The following is a 21,588-nucleotide window of genomic DNA, read 5'->3' as shown; positions in this document are numbered from 1 at the left end:
ACAATAATTGCTTCAGAATAAATCAATTCATATAGGTGATGCAAAATAGCATCGATATGTGTAATATTACAGCAATCTGGCAAAATATGGTCTTATGCTTTATCGTGATAGAAGATCCAAATCAGCGAATACTCTCTCTCGTACAGGAGGCGGACGGGATGAACCCGTCGATCTGGGCCTGAATATGCTTGTCCAGAGCGCTATAGCCGTCCTGATTCACGGTGACGCCCGCGACGGCGACGCCCCTGGTCGGGCTGTAATACGCGACGGTGCCCCAGAAACCAGAATGCCAGTAGGCTCGGGCCTGCCCCTCGCCGTAGGCCATCAGCCCCATGCGGTAGTGGTCGCCGCCGGGGTGGGCGCCGGGCCGCGTCATCTCGGCCAGGGTCTCGGGCCGGGCGAAGACGCGGCCCTCGAACAGGGCGGCCATGAAGCGGGCCATGTCGCGCGCCGACATCACCAGGCCGCCGCCGCCATACAGATCCATGGAGGCGTCGATGCCGGTCGCCTCGCGCTCGCCCAGGAACTGACGGGCGCGGTCGGGCGCGGTCCCCGGCTGCGGCTCCATGATCTCCCACCAGGTGGAGGCCAGACCCAGCCGGTCCAGGCCCAGCTGGTCGCGCACCGCTGCAGCCAGGGACTGGCCGGTAATCCGCTCGATCATGTCGCCCAGCAGGATGTAGCCGGTGTCGGAATAGAGGAATTTCTCGCCAGGCGCGCCTTGGGGCCCGGCGTAGCTCATCGACAGCCGCACCAGGTCCTCGCGCGACCAGCGCCGTTTGGGATCGCCGAACAGGGTCTGGGTGAAGCGCGGGTCCGAGCCGTGGTCGTAGAGACCCGAACTATGCATCAGCAGATGGCGCACCGTGATCCGCTCGGTATCGTAGCCCCGAGCGCGTAGCAGGGCGTCCAACTCGGGCGCGATCAGGCCTGTGATCGACGCCTCCAGGTCCAGCCGTCCCTGCTCCCACAGGCGCAGGACCGTAGCGGCGGTGAAGGTCTTGGTGTTGCTGGCGATGCGCAGCGGGGTGTCGACCGTCATCGGGCGACCGGCGTCCGCGTCGGCCAGGCCGACGGCGGCGCCCCGGCCCTGGGGAAGGCAGCGCCCCTCCAGATGAATGGCGGAGGGGCGGGGCAGGGCGGCGACAGCGCTCTGCAGCGCTGCCTCGGCAGGCGAGGCGGTCAGCAGGGTGGCGGCGGCGAGGGAGGCCAGGCTCATGCGAACCCCCGCTTGCGCAGCAGGGCCGCCGGATCGGCGTCGCGCCCCATCAGCATGCGATAGGTTTCGGCCGGGTCGCGGCTGTTCCCGACCTTCAGGGCGATGTCGTAGTAGCGACGCGACAGCTCGGGGTCGAAGAAACCGCCCGGCGCCGTGGCGAAGCGCTCGCCCGCGTCCGCCACCAGGGTGTCGGCCCACAGATAGGCGTAATAGCCCGCCGAATAGCTGTCGGACGCGAAGATGTGGCCGAACTGCGGGCTGCGATGGCGCATGACCAGTTCGTCCGGCAGGCCGATCTCGGCCAGCACCGCCTTCTCGAAGGCGGCCGGGTCCGATGGCGGCGTCTCGGCCAGGTGGTAGCGCATGTCGACGATGGCGCTGGCCAGGAACTCGACCGTGGCGAAGCCCTGGTTGAAGTGACGGGCGCGCTCGACCTTGTCCATCAGCTCTGTCGGCATCGGGCGGCCGGTCTCGTGATGCAGGGCGAAGCGGCTCAGGATCTGGCGGTCCGACAGCCACAACTCCCACATCTGCGACGGGAACTCGAGGAAGTCGCCCGGCACATTGGTGCCCGACACGGACGGATAGACCACGTCCGAGGCCAGGCCGTGCATGCCATGACCGAACTCATGGAACAGGGTGGTGGCGTCGTCCCAGGAGATCAGCGCCGGACGGCCCGGCGCAGGCTTCACGAAGTTCTCATTGTTGGAGACGACGGGCGTGACGGCGCCGGCGAACCGCTCCTGGCTGCGGATCTGGTTCATCCAGGCGCCCGAGCGCTTGCCGCTGCGAGCGAAGGGATCGAAGTAGAAATAGCCGATATGGCGGCCCTGGGCGTCCTTGACCTGCCAGGCGGAGACGTCGGGGTGATAGACGGGCAGGTCGGCCGCCACGACGGTCCAGCCGAAGTTGCGTCCGACGGCCCAGAACATGGCGTCGCGCAACTGGTCCAACTGCAGATAGGCCTTCACCTCGCCTTCATCGAGGTCATAGCGCGCCTTGCGCACCTTCTCCTGATAGTAGCGGTAGTCCCAGGGCGCGATCTTGATCCCGCCGCCTTGGCCATCGGCCAGCGTCTGCATGTCCCGGACCTCTTCATGGACGCGGGCGACAGCCGGGCGCCAGACCTGCTCCAGCAGGGTCATGGCGCGTTGGGGCGTCTGGGCCATGGTGTTGTGCAGGCGCATATGGGCGTGGGTCGGGTGACCCAGCAGGCCCGCGCGTTCGTGGCGCAGCTTCAGGATGTCGGCGATCAGCGCCTTGTTGTCGTTGGCGTCGCCGTTGTCGCCGCGCATGATGAAGGCGGTCCAGACGCGGCGGCGCAGGTCGCGGTCGTCGGCGTAGGTCAGCACGGGGTCGACCGACGAACGCGTGTTGACGATGGCCCAGCGCCCCTTCAGCCCGCGCTCTTCGGCGGCCATGGCCAGGGCGTCGATGAAGGCGTCGGGCAGGCCGCGCAGGGCGGCGCGATCGTCGACGACGATCCAGGTCTCTTCGTCGGCCAGCAGATTGCGGCGGAAGGCGGTGAATTTCTGCGACAGCTCCTGGCTGATTTCTCCGACCCGGATCCGGGCGGCGGGCGACAGTTCGGCGCCGCCGCGGATGAAATCGGTGCGGTGCAGCCAGACGACGCGCTGCTGCTCCGGCGTCAGATTCAATGTCTCGCGCGTCGCCTCCACCGCCTTGATGCGGGCGTAGAGGGCTGCGTTCTGGTTGATGGCGTTGGCGTGGGCGGCGAATAGGGCCTCCAGCTCGGGTTGGGCGGCGCGGAACTCGGGCGTGGACAGGCTGGACGACAGAACGCCGTAGATCGTTCCCGCCCGCTCCAGCGCGCGGCCCGAGGCCTCATAGGCGGCCACGGTGTTGTCGAAGGTGGGGGCCGCGCGGTTGACGGTGATGCGGTCGATGTTGGCCAACTGGTCCTTCATGGCCTGGACCAGGGCGGGCTTCAGGTGCTCGACCTTGACCTTGTCCCATGGCGGAACCCCGCCGTTCGGGCCGGGCCAGGGCGCATAGACCGGATTGCCGGCCAGGGCGGCGGCGTCGCGCACGAAAGTCACGCCGCCGATCGAGGCCGCGCTGGGCCGGGCGGTCAGGAACAGGGAGGCGGCGGCCGAGGCGGCCAGCATGCCGCGCCGCGACAGGGCGGGGGAAGTCGTCATGGGTATCTCCGAAAATGGGGGCGCGATCAGGCCCCAGCCGTGCGCGTGTCGGGCGTCAGTTGTTCAAAGGTCAGCCGCCAGCGTCCCTCGGTGCGGCGGAACAGGTTGATCCCCTGGCCGCCCCCGCTCAGGACGCGGCCATCGGCCAGGGTCCCGCGATAGCTGTAGCGGAAGGTGCAGGCGGCGAAATCGGCGCCGTCGATCAGCCATTCTCCCTCGGTCATCTCGTAGACTTCGTCCGGCAGGATGGACCAGGTGCGTTCGAACCCGGCGCGCACGGCCGCGATGCCTTCGTGACGTTGATCCGAGAAGACGAAGACGGCGTCCGAGGCGATGACGTGGCGCTCTAGAAGGCTGAAGTCGTGACTGTTGATCAGGCCGCGATACAGCTGGAACACCCCTTCGGCCCAGCGGTCGTCAGGACCGCGCGCGGCGACCCGCGCGGCGGGCAGCAGGGCGGCCCCGGCCGCCAGGGTCAGGGCCAGACGGCGGTCGAGAAGGGTCTTCATCCGGCGCACCTCTGCAAGGTCGTCGTGCGGGGCGCCGGGCTTGTCGGCGCCTGGCTCTGGGTTTGGGCGCTGAGGCGCATCATCTCGTATCTCTGGGTGCGCGGCGCGGCGCCGAAGCGGCGCAGGGCCTGGGCGATGGGCGAGTCCGCCGGCTCGTCGCCCAGGCAGAGGCGGCGTCCCCGGACGCGGGCGGCCAGGGAGGCGATGACGGCCTCGGCCGCATGGCTGCTTTCCGCCGCCACGTCGATCAGCCGGGACACCCCGCCCGAGTTCTGCTCGACGGCATAGGCGGCGATCCCCAGGCTCGAGCGCCAGCCGAGCACGGTCAGCCGGTCGCGCAGGACGGCGCGCATGACATTGGCCTCGCTGCGTTGCCAGGGGGCGGCGCTGACGCCGACGTGCAGCCGGCGATGCAGGTCGGGCAACTGTTCCGGCTGAAGGACCACCAGCGGATCGGCCCCCGCGCCCATGGCCGGGCTGTTGAAGCTGACCAGGCGGCGGCGGTCGACGAAGCCGGCCGAGGCATAGAGCCGCCGCGCCCGATTGGTGGTCATGACCTCAAGGCGGGTCTCGGTCGCCCCGGCGGCCTCCAGCACGCGGCACTGCCGTCGCATCAGGGCCAGGCCGATGCCGGTGCGCCGATGGGCGTCGATCACGCCGAAGCCGCCGACCCAGGCCTCGGCCCCCGCGGCGGCGGCGAAGGACAGACCCACGGGCACGTCGTCCGCGACCGCCACCAGCGACAGCCTCAGGTCGATGGCCGACATGGAGATGAAGCGGTCGAGCTCGTCCTCGGTGAAGGGCAGGGGGACGGGATAGTTGGCGTAAACCTCGCGCCACAACAGGGTCAGTTCGCCCAGCGGCAGCACGTCGGCGGGGTGGAAGTCGAGCGAAGGATGTCTCACTCCAGTGCGCTCCAGTTGTCAGATGTCGAGGATGAGGGGCGCGACGCCGTCCTGGCGGGTGCGTTCCAGACGGGGCGTCTGGCCGGGAGACCAGGCGGGCAGGCGATGGGCCACGCGATAGGCCAGGGGAATGCCGGCCTCGCCCTCCGCCGGGCGCATCGGGCGCGGCGTGGCGACGAACTCGACCTCCAGGGCGTCATGGGTCACGAGGACAAGGGCGTAGCCGTGGCCGCCCAGGTCGGCGAAGGCCAGGTGCGGCGCGACCTCGGGATTGGAGACGGCCAGGGCGTCCTCGACCCGGCCGGTCGCCTTCAGGGCGTAACAGGCGCGCACGCCGTGGCGCACCGCCAGGTTCATGGCGGGCTGGACCGGCCCGCTCTGGGGCGGGCGATGCAGATAGGCGGGCGACAGCGGCCGATCCAGCGGCAGGGCCGCCTCTGCCGCCTCGAAGCTGGACGGGGTCGAGATCGAGCCGACCACGAACTCGGCCGCCGTCGGGCGATAGTCGCTGGGCGGCAGGTCCGGCGACAGCAGGCCGGCGAAGAAGCTGTGCCGGTCGCCGACCAGGGTGACGACATTGGTCACGCCCTCGGCCTCGAGGAAGGCTAGCAGTTCGCGCCGCTCGGCCGGATAGCCGCACCAGTCGTCCGTGCCGTAGAGGCCGTAGCCTTCAGACGGCCAGTCGGCCTCGATCCCCTCGGGCAGGTTCTGCCAGTCGGTGCGCCGGTGCAGCATGCCGACCGAATTGCCCCACAGCTTCCAGCGCGCGGTCGAGCCGGTCAGCCGCTCTTTCAGCCAGGCCTTCTGGCGGGCGCCCAGCATGCTGCCGGGCCGGGCGTCGCGTCGCGTGTTGGGCAGGTCCTGGCCGCCGAAGCGGATCGTGGCGGGCGCGCCGCCGGGCAGGGCGCGGCCCGCGTCCAGCGCCTCGACCGCGTCCTGGGCCGCGTACCAGGGGAAGCCGCGCACGGCGAAGGGGGCGGCGTCCTCCCGCTCGGCGGCCGCCTGGGAGCGGAAGGAGCGGTTATCGGTCAGAATCAGCTCGACATGGGCACCCCAGCGCAGGGCGCGGGTGATCAGCAGGCTGTTGATCGCCGCCTGATTGTCCGCCTGATGCGACAGGCCCTCGGCGTCGAAATCGGTCAGGGGCGCGTCCTTCACCGGAGGGGGCAGGAAACGCTCCAGCCCTTCGATGTCGCCGCGCACGCGCGCGGGAATGTATTCGAACCAGGCCTGGTTGGCCGCCGCCTTCAGGCTCTGGGCCGGTCGCGAGCCGTCGTAGTTGATCTGGCTCTGCCAGCAGCGGTTCGAGAACTCGTGGTTGTCCCAGACGCAGATGAAGGGCCACAGGGCGCGCGCGTCCTGGATGTCAGGGTCGGCCAGATAAGCCTGATAGACGTGGCGATAGTCGGCCACGGTGGTCGGGACCTGGATGGCGCCGACGCGGGCCCCCGTCGGCAACGGGCCGATCTCGCGCACCGTGCGACCCTGCAGGGTCGGCTGGTCCTCGGGCGACCAGATCATCTCATAGATGAAGTCGCCCAGATGCAGGACGAAGCGCAGCCGCTCGGCCTCGGGCTTGCCTGCGTCCTCGACCATCATGCGCCGATAGGGCGTCGCATAGCCCAGGTTGACGTTCTGACAGCTGACGAAGGCGAAGCGGGCGGGGGTCGCATCGTCCTCGGCTGGCGCGGTGAAGGTGCGGCCCGTGCGGCTGGCCGCGCCGTCGGCGTCGATGAAGCGGTACCAGTAGGTCCGCCCCGGCTTCAGCCCGGCGACCAGCACCCGGCAGGTCCAGTCGGCGGTCTCCAGCGGCGTGAGCGAGGCCCGGGCGACGACGCGGCGGAAGCCTTCGTCCTCGGCCGCCTCGACCGTCAGGGCGCCGCCGTCCCGGCCCGCGACCGGCGGGCGGCGGGTCCACAGGATGACGCTGTCCGGCTGCGGATCGCCCGAGGCCACGCCCTGGGGGAAGCGATCGGGCGCAGGACGCACGGCGCGCCTCGACCCTGCGGAGGCGGGGCCGGCCAGGACGAGTGCGGCCCCGAAGGAGGCCGCGGCGGCGGCGAGAAATTCACGACGGTCGGCAGGGCTCATCAAGGCTCACTCGTTGTGAAGAGGGGCGCCGTCCGGGCTCAGGCCCAGGAGGCTGCGAAGGCCGGGGGGATGCAGGCCCGCGATGCTCAACTGCGGCGCGAAGTCGGGCTCGGGCACGGGCAGGGCGTGCAGGCGTATCTCGGCCGACAGAGCGTAGTGCTGATGGACCGAAAGATAGACGCTGTCGCTCCACAGGGCGTGGCGGACCTCGCCCAGATCCGGGGCGAACAGGGCCAGAAGATGCTGGCTGGCGTCCGCCGCCATCCGCAGTTCGGCGCCCGGCCAGCGGTTCAGCACGCCCTCGGCCGTGCGGGAGCGGACGACCTGATAGCCGCCGGGACGCGGCTCGGCGTGGTCATAGACGACACCGCACGTCATCACGCCGCGCTGGACGGCGCGCGCCAGACTGGCGGCCAGCCGGGCCTCGACCTGAGGAAAGCAGTCAAACGCCAGGGTCTCGACCGCGGCGTCGATCATGGCCTCGGCTTGGGCCCAGACCTGTTCCGGGGTGCGAAGCTGATAGAGCCGATCTTCGGGCTGGTGTGTCTTCAGTTGCGCCAGGGCGCTGACGGCGGCGTCGGTCTGATCGAGGAAGCGCACGTTCAGGGCGCCGATCAAGGGCTCGGGCGGCACCGCCCTGAAGGCGCGCGGCTCGCCGCCGTCGTCGATGACGGCTCCCTTCTGCACCAGGGTCGACAGCGCCTTATAGGTGTTGGCCTGCGCCTTGCCGATGCCCTGGGCGATCCGATAGCCGGTCGACGGCCCGGCGCGCAGCAGCTCGCAATAGGCGAGCGCTTCGGTTTCGGTGAAGCCGAGGGGCATGAGGGTCTCTTCAGGCGACATGGGCATAAACCTAGTTGCGATGGCTGCTATGGAAAGTGAAATCGGCGTAATGTCGCCGACACAATTTCATCATTACAGATTTCTCATTTGACGACTAGTTGATGCTACTAGTCATTGTCGTCGCATGAATATCTCCGCCTTTCTCCTGTCCGCCGCGGTCCTGGCGACTGCCGTCCCCGCCCTGGCCGAGACCGCCCCCTCGGCCGACATCCTGTTGCGGCGCCACGCCGCCTGGCGCGGCGGAAGCGCCTTCGACGGCCTGACGGGCCTCAGCCAGTCGGGGACTGTGACCACCACCGGTCTGCAGGGCGTGATGCGGCTGTGGCTCGCCGTCGGCCCGGACGGCGTGCGGCGCTCGCGGCAGACGGCTGAAATGGGGCCGGTGCATGAAGACGCGGGCGTGACCGAGGCCGGAGGCTGGAGCCGCACCATGAGCGGCCAGATCGAGACTCTGTCGCGCGAGCAGGCCGAGGAGGAACTGAACGCCGTTGGTCTGATGCTGGGGCGGCTGCCGCGCGGCGCGCGACCCAGCGTGGGTCCGGCCGAGGTCGTGGACGGGCGGGCCTGCCTGCCCGTGGCGGCGGACGCCGGGCGATGGCGCTATGAGTTGCTCATCGATGGCGCCGACGGCGCTCTGTGCGGGGTGCGCCTCAGCGCGCCGGGCGAGGGTCGAATCGTCCTCTATTCCGACTGGCGCTGGGTCGACGGCGTGCGCCTGCCCTTCCATCAGACGGTGGACGACGACGACGACAATTCCGACGGCCAGGTGGTGATCGACAGCCTGACGGTTAACCCGTCGCTGGACGACGCCGTTTTCGCCCGCCCCCAGGCCGTCCAGGTGGTCCGCTTCGATCCGGGCCGCACCGACAGCGGCTGGCTGGATTTCGAGCTGTTCTCGCAGCGCCGCCTCTTCATTCCCGTGACCGTCCAGGGACGGACCGTCGACGCCATGCTCGACAGCGGGGCCGAGGTCACAGTGGTCGATCGCGCCTTCGCCGAGCAGATCGGCCTGATCGGCCAGGGCGGGGTCACCGCCGTCGGCACCGGCGGCAGCGAGACCGTCTCCATCGCGCGCGGCTTCGACGTGCGCCTGGGCGGCGCGGAGCTGAAGGGCGTGACTGTGGCGATCATGGACCTGTCGCCGATCACTCAGGCCCTGGGGCGCCCCGTGCCGGTTCTGCTCGGCAAGGAGATGATGAACCAGGCGATCACCGACATCGACTTCGCCGCACGGCGAATTCGCCTGGTGGCGCCCGAGGCCTTCGCGCCGCCGCCGGGTACGGTCGAACTGCCCCTGACGCCGGTCAAGGGTCTGCGCGCCGTACCTGTCGCCATTGAGGACGGGCCGACCGTCATGGCCATGTTCGATCTGGGCAACGGTTCGCCGCTCGCCCTGTTTCCAGGCTACGCCGCTCAGGCGCGGGTGCTGGAGGGACGGCGCGCCTCGGCCGTTATGGCGGGCGGGGTCGGAGGGGCGGCGCCGTCCGCCCTGTTCAACCTCAGCCGCCTCAGCATCGGCGGCCATGTATTCGAGAACGTGCCGACGACCCTGCGCCCCGCAGACGGCGTCTGGGCGCGCGACGACGCGGCGGCCAACGTCGGCCTGCCGATCTTCTCGCGCTTCCGTCTGATGATCGACTTCGGCGGCGACCGGCTGTTCCTGCAACCGGGGCCGGATGTGGCCAGACCGCTGGCGCGTGATCGCTCGGGCCTGAACACCATCGTGCGCGACGGCAGACGCATCGTCCGCTTCGTCGCCCCGGGCTCTCCGGCCGAGGCGGGCGGATGGATGGCGGGCGACGTCATCATCGACATCGATGGCGGCGGCATCGACCCTGAGAACCACTGGGGCGAGGCTGCGGCTGGGCGCCAGGTAAACCTGACGCTGGAAGGCGGCGAGCGCCGCGCCCTGACCCTGGCCGACTATTTCTGACGCTTCGGCGCCGTACCCGACAGAACCGGATCCCACCGGGAGGAAACCGTGAAGATGAACCTGCGCACCGTCCTCGCCGCCGCCTCGGCTCTCAGCCTGCTGGCCGCCTGCTCCAGCCCCGACGCGGGCCGGGCCGAGCATCCGGCCCCCGCCTATGGGACCTTCGGTTTCGACGCCGCGGGCATGGACCGGGCGGTGCGGCCCGGCGACGACTTCTTCGCCTTCGCCAACGGCGGATGGGTCAAGACGACCGAGATCCCGGCCGACCGCTCGGTGTGGAATACCTTCAGCGTCCTCGCCGAGAAGGCCGACGGCCGGGTGCTGGAGCTGATCACCCAGGCGCGGGCCAGCAAGGACAAGGACGCCGCCAAGGTGGCCGACTTCTACGCCAGCCTGATGGACGAGGCGGCGGCGGAGACCAGGGGCGCCCAGCCGGTCCAGGCCGAACTGGCGCGCATCGCGGCCCTGAACGACCGCCGCGCCCTGTCGGCCTATCTGGGCGGCGTCATGCGGGCGGACGTCGATCCGTTGAACGCCACCAACTACTACACCGACCGGCCGCTGGGCCTGTGGGTGGCCCAGGACCTGGACGAGCCGGAGCGCTACGCCCCCTATCTGATGCAGGGCGGGCTGGGGATGCCGGACCGCGACTACTACCTGGACCTGGCGCCGCGCTTCGCCGACCTGCGCCGCCAGTATCAGGCCCATGTGGCGGCGACCCTGCGTCTGGCGGGTCTCGATCAGGCTGAAGCGCGCGCCGCACGCGTCATGGCGCTTGAGGCCCGTATCGCCCGCAGCCACTGGAGCCAGTTGGACACGGGCGACGTGCAGAAGGCCAACAACACCTGGGCCAGGGCCGAGTTCGCTCAGCGCGCGCCGGGTCTGGACTGGGACGCCTTCTTCGCCGCCGCCGGCCTGGCTCAGCAGCAGACGGTCAAGGTCTGGCAGACCGACGCTGTCGCCGGCCTCTCGGCGCTCGCGGCTTCCGAGCCGATGGAGGCGTGGCGCGACTATCTGGCCTTCCATGCTGTCGACCGCGCCGCGCCCTGGTTGTCCAAGGCCTTCGTCGAGCAGCATTTCGCTTTCCACGGCCAGGCCCTGTCGGGCACGCCGCAGCAATCGCCGCGATGGAAGAAGGCGGTGGCGGCCACCAACGGCGCGCTCGGCGACGCCGTCGGCCGGATGTATGTCGCGCGCTATTTCCCGGCAGAAGCCAAGGCCGAGGTCGAGGCCATGGTGACCAATATCAAGGCCGCTTTCGCCCGCCGCATCGAAGGGCTGGACTGGATGTCGCCCCAGACCAAGGCCGAGGCCCAGGCCAAGCTGAAGGCGATGCGCGTCGGCGTCGGCTATCCCGCCACATGGCGCGACTACGCCAGCCTGACGGTGCGGGCCGATGACGCCTTCGGCAACCTGGAGCGGTCCAGCCTGATCGAATACCGCCGCCAGTTGGCCAAGCTGGGTCAGCCCGTTGATCGCGGCGAGTGGTTCATGGTCCCGCAGGAGGTGAACGCCCTGTTCGCCCCGTCGCAGAATTCCATCATCTTCCCGGCCGCCATCCTTGAGCCGACCTTCTTCGATCCCAATGCCGATCCGGCCGTCAACTATGGCGCGATCGGCGGCGTGATCGGCCATGAGATCACACACGGCTTCGACAACCTGGGGTCTCAGTTCGACGCGCGCGGGCGGCTGCGGGATTGGTGGACGGCCTCTGACAAGGCGCGCTTCACCGCGGCGACCGATCAGTTGATCGCCCAGTACGACGCCTACAAGCCCTTCGACGATGCTTCGGTGAACGGGCGCCTGACCCTGGGCGAGAACATCGCCGACGTGGCGGGGCTGTCTGCGGCCTTCGATGCGTGGAAACTGTCGCTGAAGGGGGCTGAGGCGCCGGTTCTGGATGGCTTTACCGGGGAGCAGCGCTTCTTCCTGGGCTGGGCCCAGAACTACCGCAGCCGCTACCGCGATGCGGCCCTGCGTCGCCGCCTGCTGACCGACGTGCACGCGCCGGGCCCCTATCGTGCGGACGCCGCACGCAATCTGAGCGCCTGGTACGCCGCCTTCGACGTTCAGCCGGACGAGGCCCTCTATCTGCAGCCAGCCAAGCGCGTGCCGGTGTGGTAAGTCGCGGCTGAGCGAGCAGGGCGGGGGAACGAGAGACCTATGATCGACATGACGCGCATGAACAGGCGAGGGATGCTGGCGGCCGGCTCGGGCCTGGCGTTGGCGGCGGCCTCCGGCTCGGCCTGGGCGGAGACGAGCACCGCCGACGCCCAACTGGATGCCCTGCTGGACGGCCAGCTCCAGGCCGGGTTGGACCGGGCGCCGGAAGTGGTGACGGGCCTGGGCCTGGATGTCGGGGCGCGTGCGGCCCAGCGCTTCAAGCTGGCGGATCGGTCTCAATCGGCCGCCACGGCGGCGCGGGACAAGGCGGCCGCCGATCTGGCCGCCGTGCGCGCGGTGGATCCGGCGCCCCTTTCGGCCGAGGCGCGCCTGAGCCGGGAAATCGCCCTGTTCCAGCTTGAATGCTCGGCGGGCTACAGGGCCTTCCCTTTCCACAAGTCGGAAAGCTGGCGCGAAAGCCCCTACATCGTCAGCCAGATCGGCGGCGTCTATTCCACGACGCCGGATTTTCTGGACGCGCAGCATCCGGTCAAGACGGCCGAGGACGTCGATGCGGCCCTCTCGCGCATGGCCGCCTTCGCCAGGGCCCTGGACCAGGACACCGACCGGGCCGAGGCCAACGCCGCCGCCGGGATCGTCCCGCCCGACTTCCTGCTGGACGGCGCCCTGGCCCAGTTGAAGGCCCTGCGCGACGGCCAGGCGCGCGATAAGGCCATGATCCGCTCCCTGACGCGCCGCGCGCGCGACCAGGGGCTGGACGATCCCGAGACGGCGGCCGTCGCCCTGTTCGAGGGGCCGATCCGCCAGGCCCTGACGCGCCAGATCGCGGCGCTGGAGCGCCACCGCGCCCGCGCCGTCCACGACGCCGGGATCGGTTCGCGCCTGCCGGACCCCGAGGCCTATTACGCGCTGAACCTGAGGACCTATACGACCACGGCCTATTCGGCGGACGAGATCCACCGCATCGGCCGCGACCAGGTGGCCGAACTGACCGGCCGCCTCGACGGCCTGCTGAAGGCCCAGGGCTATACGCAGGGCACGGTCGGCGCGCGCGTCGCCGCCCTGAACCGCGAGCCGCGCTTCCTGTTCGCCAACACCGACGCCGGACGCGCCGAACTGTTGGCCTATCTGGAGACCGAAATGGCGCGGGTTCGCGCCCGGATGCCCGAGGTCTTCGCCACCGTGACGCGCGGCGGCTTCGAAATCCGCCGCATCCCGGTCGAGATCGAGGGCGGGGCGCCGGGCGGCTACGCCTCGGGCGGCAGCCTGGATGGGACGCGGCCGGGCGTCTATTACATCAATCTGAAGGACACGGCGGACTGGCCGCGCTGGAGCCTGAAGACCCTGACCTATCACGAGGCGGCCCCCGGCCACCTGTTCCAGGGAGCCCTGGCGCGCGAGGCGGGGGACCTGCCCCTGTACCGCCGTCTGACCGGCTTCTCGGCCTATTCCGAGGGCTGGGGCCTGTACGCCGAACGTCTGGCCGACGAGATGGGCTTCTACGACGACGATCCCTTCGGCCGCATCGGCTATCTGCAGAGCTTCCTGTTCCGCGCCGCGCGCCTGGTGGTGGACACCGGCCTGCACGCCAAGGGCTGGAGCCGCGAAGAGGCGATCCGCTACATGACCGCCACCGCCGCCGAGCCCGAGAACCGGGCCACGCGTGAGATCGAACGCTATTGCGCCGCGCCGGGCCAAGCCTGCGCCTATAAGTTGGGCGAGATTGAGATCGCCCGCCTGCGGGCCGAGGCCGAACGCCGTCCCGGCTTCTCGCTCAAGGCCTTCCACGACCGCGTCGTCATGTCCGGACCTATGCCGATGACGGTGTTGGCCGGGCGCCTTTGAACGCCGGGATTTCAAATTTCGCAGCCGCCGGGATCGGCCGCGTTCCAAATTAGTCCAGGAAACACTCATGATGAAACTGCTTCTGGGCGTCGCTGGCGTCGCCCTTCTGCTCCCGGCCGCGGCGCTGGCGCATGACGGTCACGCCCATACCTGCATCGACGAGACCTGCGCGGTCGCCACCTTGTTCCAGACGCCGGCCGCCCAGGGCGGCGCCTCGGGCTGGCAGGGAACCGATGCGCCCAAATACGGAACCTGGGGCTTCGACCTTTCGGGCCGCGACACTTCGGTCAGGCCCGGCGACAGCTTCTTCCGCTACGCCAATGGCCGCGCCCTGTATCAGATGACCATTCCTTCGGACCGCACCTCCTACGGCTCCTTCGCCCTGCTTCGCGAGCTGTCGGACAACCGCATGATGAAGCTGGTGCAGGACCTGGCCGCGCGCACCGACCTGGCGCCCGGCTCGGACGAGGCCAAGATTGCTGACGCCTATCGCGCCTATATGGACCAGACGCGCGTGGATCGGTTGGACGCACAGCCCCTTGCTCCCTACCTGGCGGCTATTCGCGCTGCGAACACCCATGAGAAGTTCGCCGCCTACCTGGGCCAGATCCAGGGCCAGATCGGGTCGTCCTTCTTCGGCGCCAGCATCGGCGTCGATCAGAAACATCCGACCCGCTATGCCGTGACAATCGGTCAGTCGGGTCTGGGGATGCCCAACCGCGACTACTATCTGGACGCCCGATACGCCGACAAGAAGGTGAAGTATCAGGCCTATGTCGAGCGGATGCTGACCAACATCGGCTGGGCAGATCCGGCCGTCGCGGCAACGGCTGTCGTCGCTCTGGAAGACAGGATCGCCGAGGCCCACTGGACCCCGATCGAGAACCGCAACCGCGACAAGACCTACAACGAATACACCCTCCAGACCCTGGCCGCCCAGGCACCCGGCTTTGACTGGGCCGGCTATTTCAACGCCGCCGGCCTGGGCTCGGTCGATCGTCTGATCGTGCGCCAGAACACGGCCATGCCCAAACTGGCCGCCACCTTTGTCGAGACGCCGATTGGCACGCTTCAGGCCTGGCAGGCCTTCCATGTCGCCGATCAGGCGGCGCCCTATCTGTCGCAGCGGTTTTCTGACGTCGAGTGGGGGTTCCGTTCTCGTGATCTTGAAGGACAACCCGAGCAACGCAGCCGCGAGAAGCGCGCCGTTGGTTTTGCGGAAGCGGCTATGGGCGAGGCGGCGGGCCGTCTGTACGTCGCCGAATACTTCCCGGCCGAATCCAAGGCCAAGGTGGAGGAGCTGGTGGCCAATCTGCGCACCGCCCTGTCGCACCGTATCGACAACCTGACCTGGATGGGCGCCGAGACCAAGGCGGCGGCGCAGGAGAAGCTGCGCAAGTTCACCGTCAAGATCGGCTATCCGGACAAGTGGCGCGACTATTCCGCCCTGGAATTCCGCGCCGATGACCTGTTCGGCAACAGTCGGCGTCTGGCCCAGTTCGAGTGGGAGTATCAGCTGAACCGTCTGAACCAGCCGGTCGACAAGGCCGAGTGGGGCATGACCCCGCAGACGGTCAACGCCTATTACAGCTCGGTCAACAATGAGATCGCTTTCCCGGCCGCCATCCTGCAGCCGCCCTTCTTCGATCCGGACGCGGACCCGGCCGTCAACTACGGCGGCATCGGCGGCGTCATCGGCCACGAGATCGGCCACGGCTTCGACGACCAGGGCTCCAAGTCCGACGGCGACGGCGTGCTGCGCAACTGGTGGACCGATCAGGACAAGGCCAATTTTGAGGGCCTGACCAAGCGTCTGGGCGCCCAGTACGACCAGTTCGAACCCGTGCCCGGCCACCCCGTTCAGGGCGGCCTGACCATGGGCGAGAACATCGGCGACGCCGCCGGGACGGCGGTCGGTCTGGAGGCCTATCACCTGTCGTTGAAGGGCCAGCCCGCCCCGGTGATCGACGGCACGACCGGCGACCAGCGCTTCTTCTACGGCTGGGCCCAGGTCTGGCAGTCTATGTATCGCGAGGACGCCATGAAAAACCAGATCGCGCGCGGGCCCCACAGCCCTCCCGAATTCCGCGTGATCGGCCCGCTCCGCAACATTGACGCCTGGTACAAGGCCTTCGGTGTTCGGTCTGGAGAGCGCTACTACCTGAATCCGCAAGAGCGAGTGCGTATCTGGTAGAAATATTAGACTAGGTAGCCACTGACATGCCCCTGAGTTTCATCCAGCGGCGACCAGCGTCCTTGGGTTAGTTACGCCTCGCAGCGTGGGGTGAGCAACAGGCCGGGCCGCGCAGCTTTCATACTGCGCAGCGGGTCGGCCTGTTGCGGTCAGACTGGCGGCAAAAGCCTCCGGGGTGAGGTAGCCGATCGATGAGTGCGGCCGGCGGGTATTGTAGTCCAGCGACCAGGCGGCGACCTTCTGGCGGGCGTGGTCGAGGCCGAAGAACAGGCTTTCGTTCAACAGTTCGTCGCGCATCCGCCCGTTGAAGGATTCCACAAACCCGTTCTGGGTCGGCTTGCCCGGCGCGATGTAGTGCCAGTCGACGCCATGATCCTGCGCCCAGGCCAGGATGGCCGTGGACGTGAACTCCGTGCCGTTGTCGCTGACGATCATGGCAGGACGGCCCCGCCGAGCGATGAGCGCAGTCAACTTGCGCGCGACGCGGCGTCCCGAGATCGAGGTGTCGGGGATCGCCGCCAGGCACGCGCGGGTGACGTCGTCGACCACGTTGAGAATTCGGAAGCGACGGCCCGTGGCGAACTGGTCGTGCACAAAGTCCAGCGACCAGCGGGCGTTCGGCCTGGCCTCGACCAGGATCGGCGCCCGCGTGCCGATGGCGCGAGGACGTGAGCGGCGCTTTCGCAACGTCAGGCCTTCCTCGCGATAGAGCCGGTAGATCCGGTTCTTGCCCGAAGGCTCGCCCTCACGCCGCAGCAGCACGAACAGACGGCGATAGCCGAACCGTCGCCGCTCCACAGCCAGCGCGCGCAGCCGCTCCCGCAGCGCCGTGTCCGGCTGATGGCAGGAGCGATAGCGCACCGATTTTCGATCGACCTTGATGATGGAGCAGGCCCGCCGCTCGCTGACGCCGAACGTCGCCTTAAGATGGGCGACGGCCTGGCGCATCGCCGCGGGCCCTACCACTCTTTTGAAAGCAGATCGTTCAGCGCCGCCTTGTCGAGCATGGCGTCGGCCAGCAGGCGCTTGAGCTTGCCGTTCTCGTCTTCCAGGGCGCGCAGACGCTGGGCGTCCGACACGCTCATCCCGCCGAACTTGGCCTTCCAGGCGTAGATCGTGCCCTCCGACACGCCGTGCTTGCGCGCCAGCTCGCCCGCTTTGGCGCCGGCCTCGTTCTCCCGCAGGATCCCGATGATCTGCTCTTCCGTGAATCTCGCTCGTTTCATTCCGTCCGTCCTTTCAAGGGCCGGACTCTAGCTCCGCGTGGAGGAAATTCTCAGGGGCACGTCAACGAAATCAGACGGCCGTCACGAATATGCGCCACGGCGCCGTCGTGGCCAGGATTATACGACAGGATGTTCACGTGAGGACTGTTCGGGGGCTGATCGGAGGAAGTGAGTTGGCCCTTGAAGCGTACATACGGTCAAGGTTGTGCCTGACGGTGGTTTCCTCTTTGGACGGGCGGTCTGTAGTCGCGGCTCCGACTCCGCGAGCGCATGTTGTAAGCGACGCACTCGCTCAGACGCTGCGGCAACTTAACCAGTTGAAGGTCCGCTTCCGGCAGTCGGGCCGATGTTGGGCGCGGCTGATCTATGAGCGCCCGGGCACTCACGCGCCCGTCAGGAAAGGAAGAAGTCGTTGCAATTCGACAAAATCGGTCTTGGTGAACAGGGAGCGCGATCTCGCAAACTCGGTTTAAAGGGCCGGGCCTTCGTCGGTCGGCCTAGGTTTTCTCGTGACCAAAGCGATGGCTTCAGTAGGCACCGACGATCTTTATGACCTTCTTGCACTGAGCGCGAAGTTGGGTCGGATCCGGAGGCGAGGTGCCACGGTGGTGGTCTGGTCGGCTGAACTCATTCAGGCTGCGTAGGTCCACCCGATGGACGTGAAGGTGGTCGGCGGCCCCGGCTGCGTCGATCTCGTCTATCATGGCACCAAGGAGCGTCCGGGCCGCGAAGCGGCCGGGGAACCGCAGGTCGATATACTCCTCAACGAAGACCCTGATGTCGCTCGCCAGCAGCGCCGGTGAGCAGCCGGCGAGATGCAAACCTGTTGAGGCGTAGGCGCGGATCCGTTCGGCCCGCCGCACGTAGTCGGCCTTTACTTCGTCCTCGACATTCCAAGCCTTCAGGTTGGCCACCCAGTCGCTCTCGGCGACGATCTGATGCTGGGTCACCACCAGTGAGCCCTTGTCCTTCTCAATCAGGTGCAGAAAGCGGGGATCATGCGATAGCACTACAACTTGTCGAGCGCTGGCAGCGATGAGGCGGATCTGCGACGCGGTCTCGAACTGACGAGCAGTATCTTGGCTGTTAAATGGGTCGTCGAAGACTATGATGCAGTCACCGAGGTCAGCGCGCTGCTGGACCTGGGTGATGAACAGCGCCAGGGCCAAGCTGGATTTGTCGCCGGCGCTGAGAACCGTGCGGAAACTCGGCTTTATCGCTGTTCCGGCCTCGCCCGCCTTGAGGATGTGGCCATTGACGTCAATGCAGTATTCGGTGTTCGGGTCGCGCCCGACATAGCTGGCCTTGGTCTGGCACAGGCGGAAGTTGGCACCGAACGCTTCCAGCAGCTCATTAATTCCGGCCTCATACGCGGTCGCCGTCGTTTCGACGTGCGCGGTCAGCGCCTTCTGTGCATTTGAGCGGTCGATAGCCAACCTCGCACGCTCGGCGGTTTTGGATGTCCAATCGCCGCACAGGGTCTTCAAGGGCTCGTGAGCCTTGGCCTGGAGCGCGACCCGTTTGTCGACCGCCTCATGGAGCTCACGCATCTGCGCTGACGTCAGCTGCGTGGCAGTCTCCTTGCGAACGACCTCGATCGCCTGATTGCAGGCGAGGATCTGACGAGCATGGTGCTCGAGGCGTTCGATCGCTTCCCGGGCGTTTCGTTCCTCATCAGCATTGAGCAGGAGCGGCTGCAGCGGCGCGGCGACTTTTCTCTCCAGGGCCGCCATGACCGGACTGAGCGCCTCGTCGATCGAGGCGAGGTCGGGTTCACCGAGGTCGTCCAGCGGCGGAAGTTCGCCGACCTGGCGCCAGAATTCCATCGACGACCGGTTGGCCTGCACGACTTCTCGGACACTGCCCGTTTGCCCGACCGCCAGCAGAGCCTTGAAGACCGACAGTTGAGCGTCTAAGGCGCTGACGAGTGTGGTGAAGGCGGAGCCAAACATCACCTTGAAGTCAGCCGCGATCGCGGATGGCTTCAGGTCCTGATCACAGTAGGGGCAGGCATCGCTAGCGTGGTTAGTCCCGTAGACGAGCCAGCGCCGCCCGCTTGTATCGAAACCATGCCTGGTCATGTGATCGACGATGCGCCGTTCGGCGCTCTCGCTGGCCCCGTCAAGAACGTCTGCGAGAGAAGCGATCACCTCGTCCATATTCGGGAGTTGCTGCCAGATGCCGATGTTCTGGCGTGTTCGCACCTCGCTTGCCCGCTGGGCGGCGACGAGTCGGCGCCGACGCTCGTCGATGCGCGCTTGGATATCGTCAGGGATGTCCGCGGCGGTGAACCCCGAATAGTCGTTAATTGAGGGATGGGCCGCGTGGATCGCTCGCTCTATATCCTTCAGCTCAGCGTTGAGCTTAGTGTTTCTAGTATCAATATCATTGACGGTCTCAGCAAGGCGGACCCCGGCCGCGCCGACGATCACTCGCAGGAGCTGGCGCTTGTTGTCCCGAGTGACCTCGTCGGCCGTATGAACGTTGCGGCGGACGAACTCGCCGTCAAATGTCAGGATGCTGGGCGGACTGCGATTCCAGGTTCCGTTCTGAAAGACGACAGAGCCGGTCGGATCGAAGGTGAGCGCCGCTTCAGGCGGGCCAGCATTGCCCAGATGCTGACGTTCATCGATGGGGGTGGAGTTCTGAACCGCGGCGGACCGGAGCACCGCGCAAAGGGTGGTCTTGCCGTATCCGTTTCTCGCAAACAACAAAGCCAGTGGCCCAAGTGCGTCGGCACGCTGCTTGAATGACGTGAAACGCCCAATGTTCTTCAGCTGATCAATGCGCGTAAGCACTTAGAGCCACCCCCTCTAGAAACGAACGTTACATGGCGACTTTACTGAACGCTACCCAGGGTCGTCGAACTCAGAGCGCCCGACGGCGGCGCGGCCCCGCAACCTTCGGGTGGAACGGCTCCGCGGCCGCTTGGACGCGGTCTGCTCACCGTTCAGATCATGGCTGACGCTTCGCGACATCCCAAAGGCCGAACGTCAGCTTTCGGGCAAGGCGTCTATGTCCGCTCATGGCGCATTTCGTTGAAAAAGGCGGCCTCCGGCAATTGGCATGAGGGCGCCGCGCTGATTCACTCTGGTCGTTGAGACCGGAGGTGCAGCGATGATGGGCTAGCGACGGGTCGATCAGTCGGCGCTGTTCTATGAGTTCTCGCTGGAGCAGCATGTGCCAGCGGACCATCTGCTGCGGGCGATCGACCGGTTCGTGGAGCTGGACGGGCTACGGGCGCATCTGGCGCCGTTCTACAGCGCCATCGGCCGACCTTCGATCGATCCGGAGCTGCTGATCCGCATGCTGCTGGTCGGCTATTGCTTCGGCATCCGCTCGGAGCGGCGGCTGTGCGAGGAGGTCCACCTGAACCTGGCCTATCGCTGGTTCTGCCGGTTGGGCCTGGACGGCGACGTGCCGGACCACTCGACCTTCTCGAAGAACCGCCATGGCCGTTTCCGCGACAGCAATTTGTTGCGGGAGTTGTTCGAGACGGTGCTACGGCGATGCATCGCCGAGGGTCTGGTCGGCGGCGAGGGTTTCGCGGTCGACGCCAGCCTGATCAAGGCCGACGCCAACCGCCAGCGCTGCGTGCCCGGCGACGAAGGCCTGCCGCCCGAGGCCGCCAGCCGCGCCATCGACGAGTATCTGGCCGTACTGGACGACGCGGCCTTCGGCGGCGCGACCCCGGTGACGCCCAAGTTCATCTCGCCGGCCTCGCGCTGGACCGGCGCCAACAAGGGCCTGGCCTTCTTCGCCTATGCCACCAACTACCTGATCGACCTGGACCACGCGATCATCGTCGATGTCGAGCCGTCCACGGCGGTGCGCCAGGACGAGGTGACGGCGGCCCGCACCATGATCGAGCGTGCGCGCGAGCATCATGATCTGTGGCCCGCCCGGCTGGCGGCGGACACGGCCTATGGCTCGGCCGAGATGTTGGACTGGCTGGTTCACGACCAGGGCATCGAGCCGCACATCCCTGTCATCGACAAAGCCGAGCGGATCGACGGGACCTTCTCGCGCAGCGACTTCGCCTATGACCACGCCGCCGATCTTTACCGCTGTCCGGACGGCAAAGAATTGAGGCAATATCGTCGAGCCTTCCGCGCGGACCACCCCGATACCCCGCCGGATAACACCTATCGGTATCGCGCCAGCAAAATGGATTGCGACGCCTGCGCGCTCAAGAGCCGCTGCTGTCCCAACGCGCCGGCTCGGAAAGTGACCCGCTCCATCCACGAAGGCGCCCGGGACTTCGCCCGCGACATCGCCAAGACCGACGCCTACGTCGTGTCCCGGCGCGAACGGAAGAAGGTCGAGATGCTGTTCGCCCACCTCAAGCGCATTCTGAAGCTGGATCGACTGCGCCTGAGAGGCCCCAACGGCGCCAAAGACGAGTTCCTCCTCGCCGCCACAGCCCAGAACCTGCGCAAACTGGCCAAACTGATCCCGCCGCCGACCCCAGCAGCCGCCTAAGCCAGGAGAGAGCCGCCGCGTCCGTTACTGGCGGCGATCTCAGCAACCGCCTTTT

The 21,588-nt window shown here is 67.6% G+C and carries 13 protein-coding genes; 5 read left to right on the top strand and 8 right to left on the bottom strand.

Features of this window, described 5'->3' with window-relative positions; genetic code table 11:
- Window positions 1-121: 121 nt before the first annotated feature.
- Genes ACORJG_RS13905 through ACORJG_RS13880 form a run of 6 tightly spaced genes read right to left on the bottom strand, consistent with a single transcriptional unit; the run spans window position 122 to window position 7,708 of the window.
- The gene (locus tag ACORJG_RS13905; RefSeq protein WP_427789906.1) at window positions 122-1,219 is read right to left on the bottom strand and encodes a serine hydrolase domain-containing protein; all 1,098 of its coding nucleotides are present in this window, start codon (window positions 1,217-1,219) and stop codon (window positions 122-124) included.
- The gene (locus tag ACORJG_RS13900; protein WP_427789905.1) at window positions 1,216-3,381 is read right to left on the bottom strand and encodes a M3 family metallopeptidase; all 2,166 of its coding nucleotides are present in this window, start codon (window positions 3,379-3,381) and stop codon (window positions 1,216-1,218) included. The genes ACORJG_RS13905 and ACORJG_RS13900 overlap by 4 nt, the downstream gene beginning before the upstream one ends.
- Window positions 3,382-3,407: 26 nt before the next feature.
- On the bottom strand, window positions 3,408-3,890 hold the full coding sequence (locus ACORJG_RS13895; protein WP_427789903.1) for a YybH family protein: 483 nt from the start codon (window positions 3,888-3,890) through the stop codon (window positions 3,408-3,410).
- Window positions 3,887-4,795 (bottom strand): GNAT family N-acetyltransferase, encoded by a 909-nt coding sequence (locus ACORJG_RS13890; protein ID WP_427789901.1) that lies wholly within the window; start codon window positions 4,793-4,795, stop codon window positions 3,887-3,889. Before ACORJG_RS13890 ends, ACORJG_RS13895 begins: the two co-directional genes overlap by 4 nt.
- Before the next feature lie 18 nt (window positions 4,796-4,813).
- Entirely contained in the window at window positions 4,814-6,886 is a 2,073-nt protein-coding gene (locus tag ACORJG_RS13885) for an alkaline phosphatase D family protein (protein WP_427789899.1), read from the bottom strand.
- A gap of 6 nt (window positions 6,887-6,892) precedes the next feature.
- Entirely contained in the window at window positions 6,893-7,708 is an 816-nt protein-coding gene (locus ACORJG_RS13880; RefSeq protein ID WP_427789897.1) for a TrmB family transcriptional regulator, read from the bottom strand.
- A 145-nt stretch (window positions 7,709-7,853) separates the two neighbouring features.
- Between ACORJG_RS13880 and ACORJG_RS13875 the strand changes: the two genes are divergently transcribed.
- The 4 genes from ACORJG_RS13875 (at window position 7,854) to ACORJG_RS13860 (ending at window position 15,825) form a co-directional block, all read left to right on the top strand.
- On the top strand, window positions 7,854-9,662 hold the full coding sequence (locus tag ACORJG_RS13875; RefSeq protein ID WP_427789895.1) for an aspartyl protease family protein: 1,809 nt from the start codon (window positions 7,854-7,856) through the stop codon (window positions 9,660-9,662).
- Between the two features lie 54 nt (window positions 9,663-9,716).
- The gene (locus ACORJG_RS13870; protein ID WP_427793062.1) at window positions 9,717-11,786 is read left to right on the top strand and encodes a M13 family metallopeptidase; all 2,070 of its coding nucleotides are present in this window, start codon (window positions 9,717-9,719) and stop codon (window positions 11,784-11,786) included.
- Window positions 11,787-11,825: 39 nt separating this feature from the next.
- Window positions 11,826-13,631 (top strand): DUF885 domain-containing protein, encoded by a 1,806-nt coding sequence (locus ACORJG_RS13865; RefSeq protein WP_427789893.1) that lies wholly within the window; start codon window positions 11,826-11,828, stop codon window positions 13,629-13,631.
- Between the two features lie 67 nt (window positions 13,632-13,698).
- The gene (locus ACORJG_RS13860) at window positions 13,699-15,825 is read left to right on the top strand and encodes a M13 family metallopeptidase (RefSeq protein ID WP_427789891.1); all 2,127 of its coding nucleotides are present in this window, start codon (window positions 13,699-13,701) and stop codon (window positions 15,823-15,825) included.
- A 39-nt stretch (window positions 15,826-15,864) separates the two neighbouring features.
- Here ACORJG_RS13860 and ACORJG_RS13855 read toward each other — a convergent pair.
- Both ACORJG_RS13855 and ACORJG_RS13850 read right to left on the bottom strand, forming a co-directional pair.
- Window positions 15,865-17,051 (bottom strand): IS3 family transposase gene (locus ACORJG_RS13855; RefSeq protein ID WP_427789889.1). Its coding sequence is split into 2 segments (ribosomal slippage): window positions 15,865-16,793 and window positions 16,793-17,051, totalling 1,188 coding nucleotides; the frame shifts between segments, so codons are not numbered across the junction.
- Between the two features lie 527 nt (window positions 17,052-17,578).
- The gene (locus ACORJG_RS13850) at window positions 17,579-19,849 is read right to left on the bottom strand and encodes an AAA family ATPase (protein WP_427789887.1); all 2,271 of its coding nucleotides are present in this window, start codon (window positions 19,847-19,849) and stop codon (window positions 17,579-17,581) included.
- Window positions 19,850-20,201: 352 nt separating this feature from the next.
- Between ACORJG_RS13850 and ACORJG_RS13845 the strand changes: the two genes are divergently transcribed.
- Window positions 20,202-21,533, top strand: coding sequence for a transposase (locus ACORJG_RS13845; protein ID WP_427793061.1), 1,332 nt, complete (start codon window positions 20,202-20,204; stop codon window positions 21,531-21,533).
- Window positions 21,534-21,588: the final 55 nt, after the last annotated feature.

Source organism: Brevundimonas diminuta (assembly GCF_050310045.1).
GTDB classification, from domain to species: domain Bacteria; phylum Pseudomonadota; class Alphaproteobacteria; order Caulobacterales; family Caulobacteraceae; genus Brevundimonas; species Brevundimonas diminuta_F.
This window is presented reverse-complemented; position numbering and strand designations above follow the sequence as displayed.

Coding starts and splice junctions, on each gene's coding strand:
- ACORJG_RS13905 (WP_427789906.1), bottom strand. CDS start 1,219: ATGAGCCTGGCCTCCCTCGCCGCCGCCACCCTGCTGACCGCCTCGCCT.
- ACORJG_RS13900 (WP_427789905.1), bottom strand. CDS start 3,381: ATGACGACTTCCCCCGCCCTGTCGCGGCGCGGCATGCTGGCCGCCTCG.
- ACORJG_RS13895 (WP_427789903.1), bottom strand. CDS start 3,890: ATGAAGACCCTTCTCGACCGCCGTCTGGCCCTGACCCTGGCGGCCGGG.
- ACORJG_RS13885 (WP_427789899.1), bottom strand. CDS start 6,886: ATGAGCCCTGCCGACCGTCGTGAATTTCTCGCCGCCGCCGCGGCCTCC.
- ACORJG_RS13880 (WP_427789897.1), bottom strand. CDS start 7,708: ATGCCCCTCGGCTTCACCGAAACCGAAGCGCTCGCCTATTGCGAGCTG.
- ACORJG_RS13875 (WP_427789895.1), top strand. CDS start 7,854: ATGAATATCTCCGCCTTTCTCCTGTCCGCCGCGGTCCTGGCGACTGCC.
- ACORJG_RS13870 (WP_427793062.1), top strand. CDS start 9,717: ATGAACCTGCGCACCGTCCTCGCCGCCGCCTCGGCTCTCAGCCTGCTG.
- ACORJG_RS13865 (WP_427789893.1), top strand. CDS start 11,826: ATGATCGACATGACGCGCATGAACAGGCGAGGGATGCTGGCGGCCGGC.
- ACORJG_RS13860 (WP_427789891.1), top strand. CDS start 13,699: ATGATGAAACTGCTTCTGGGCGTCGCTGGCGTCGCCCTTCTGCTCCCG.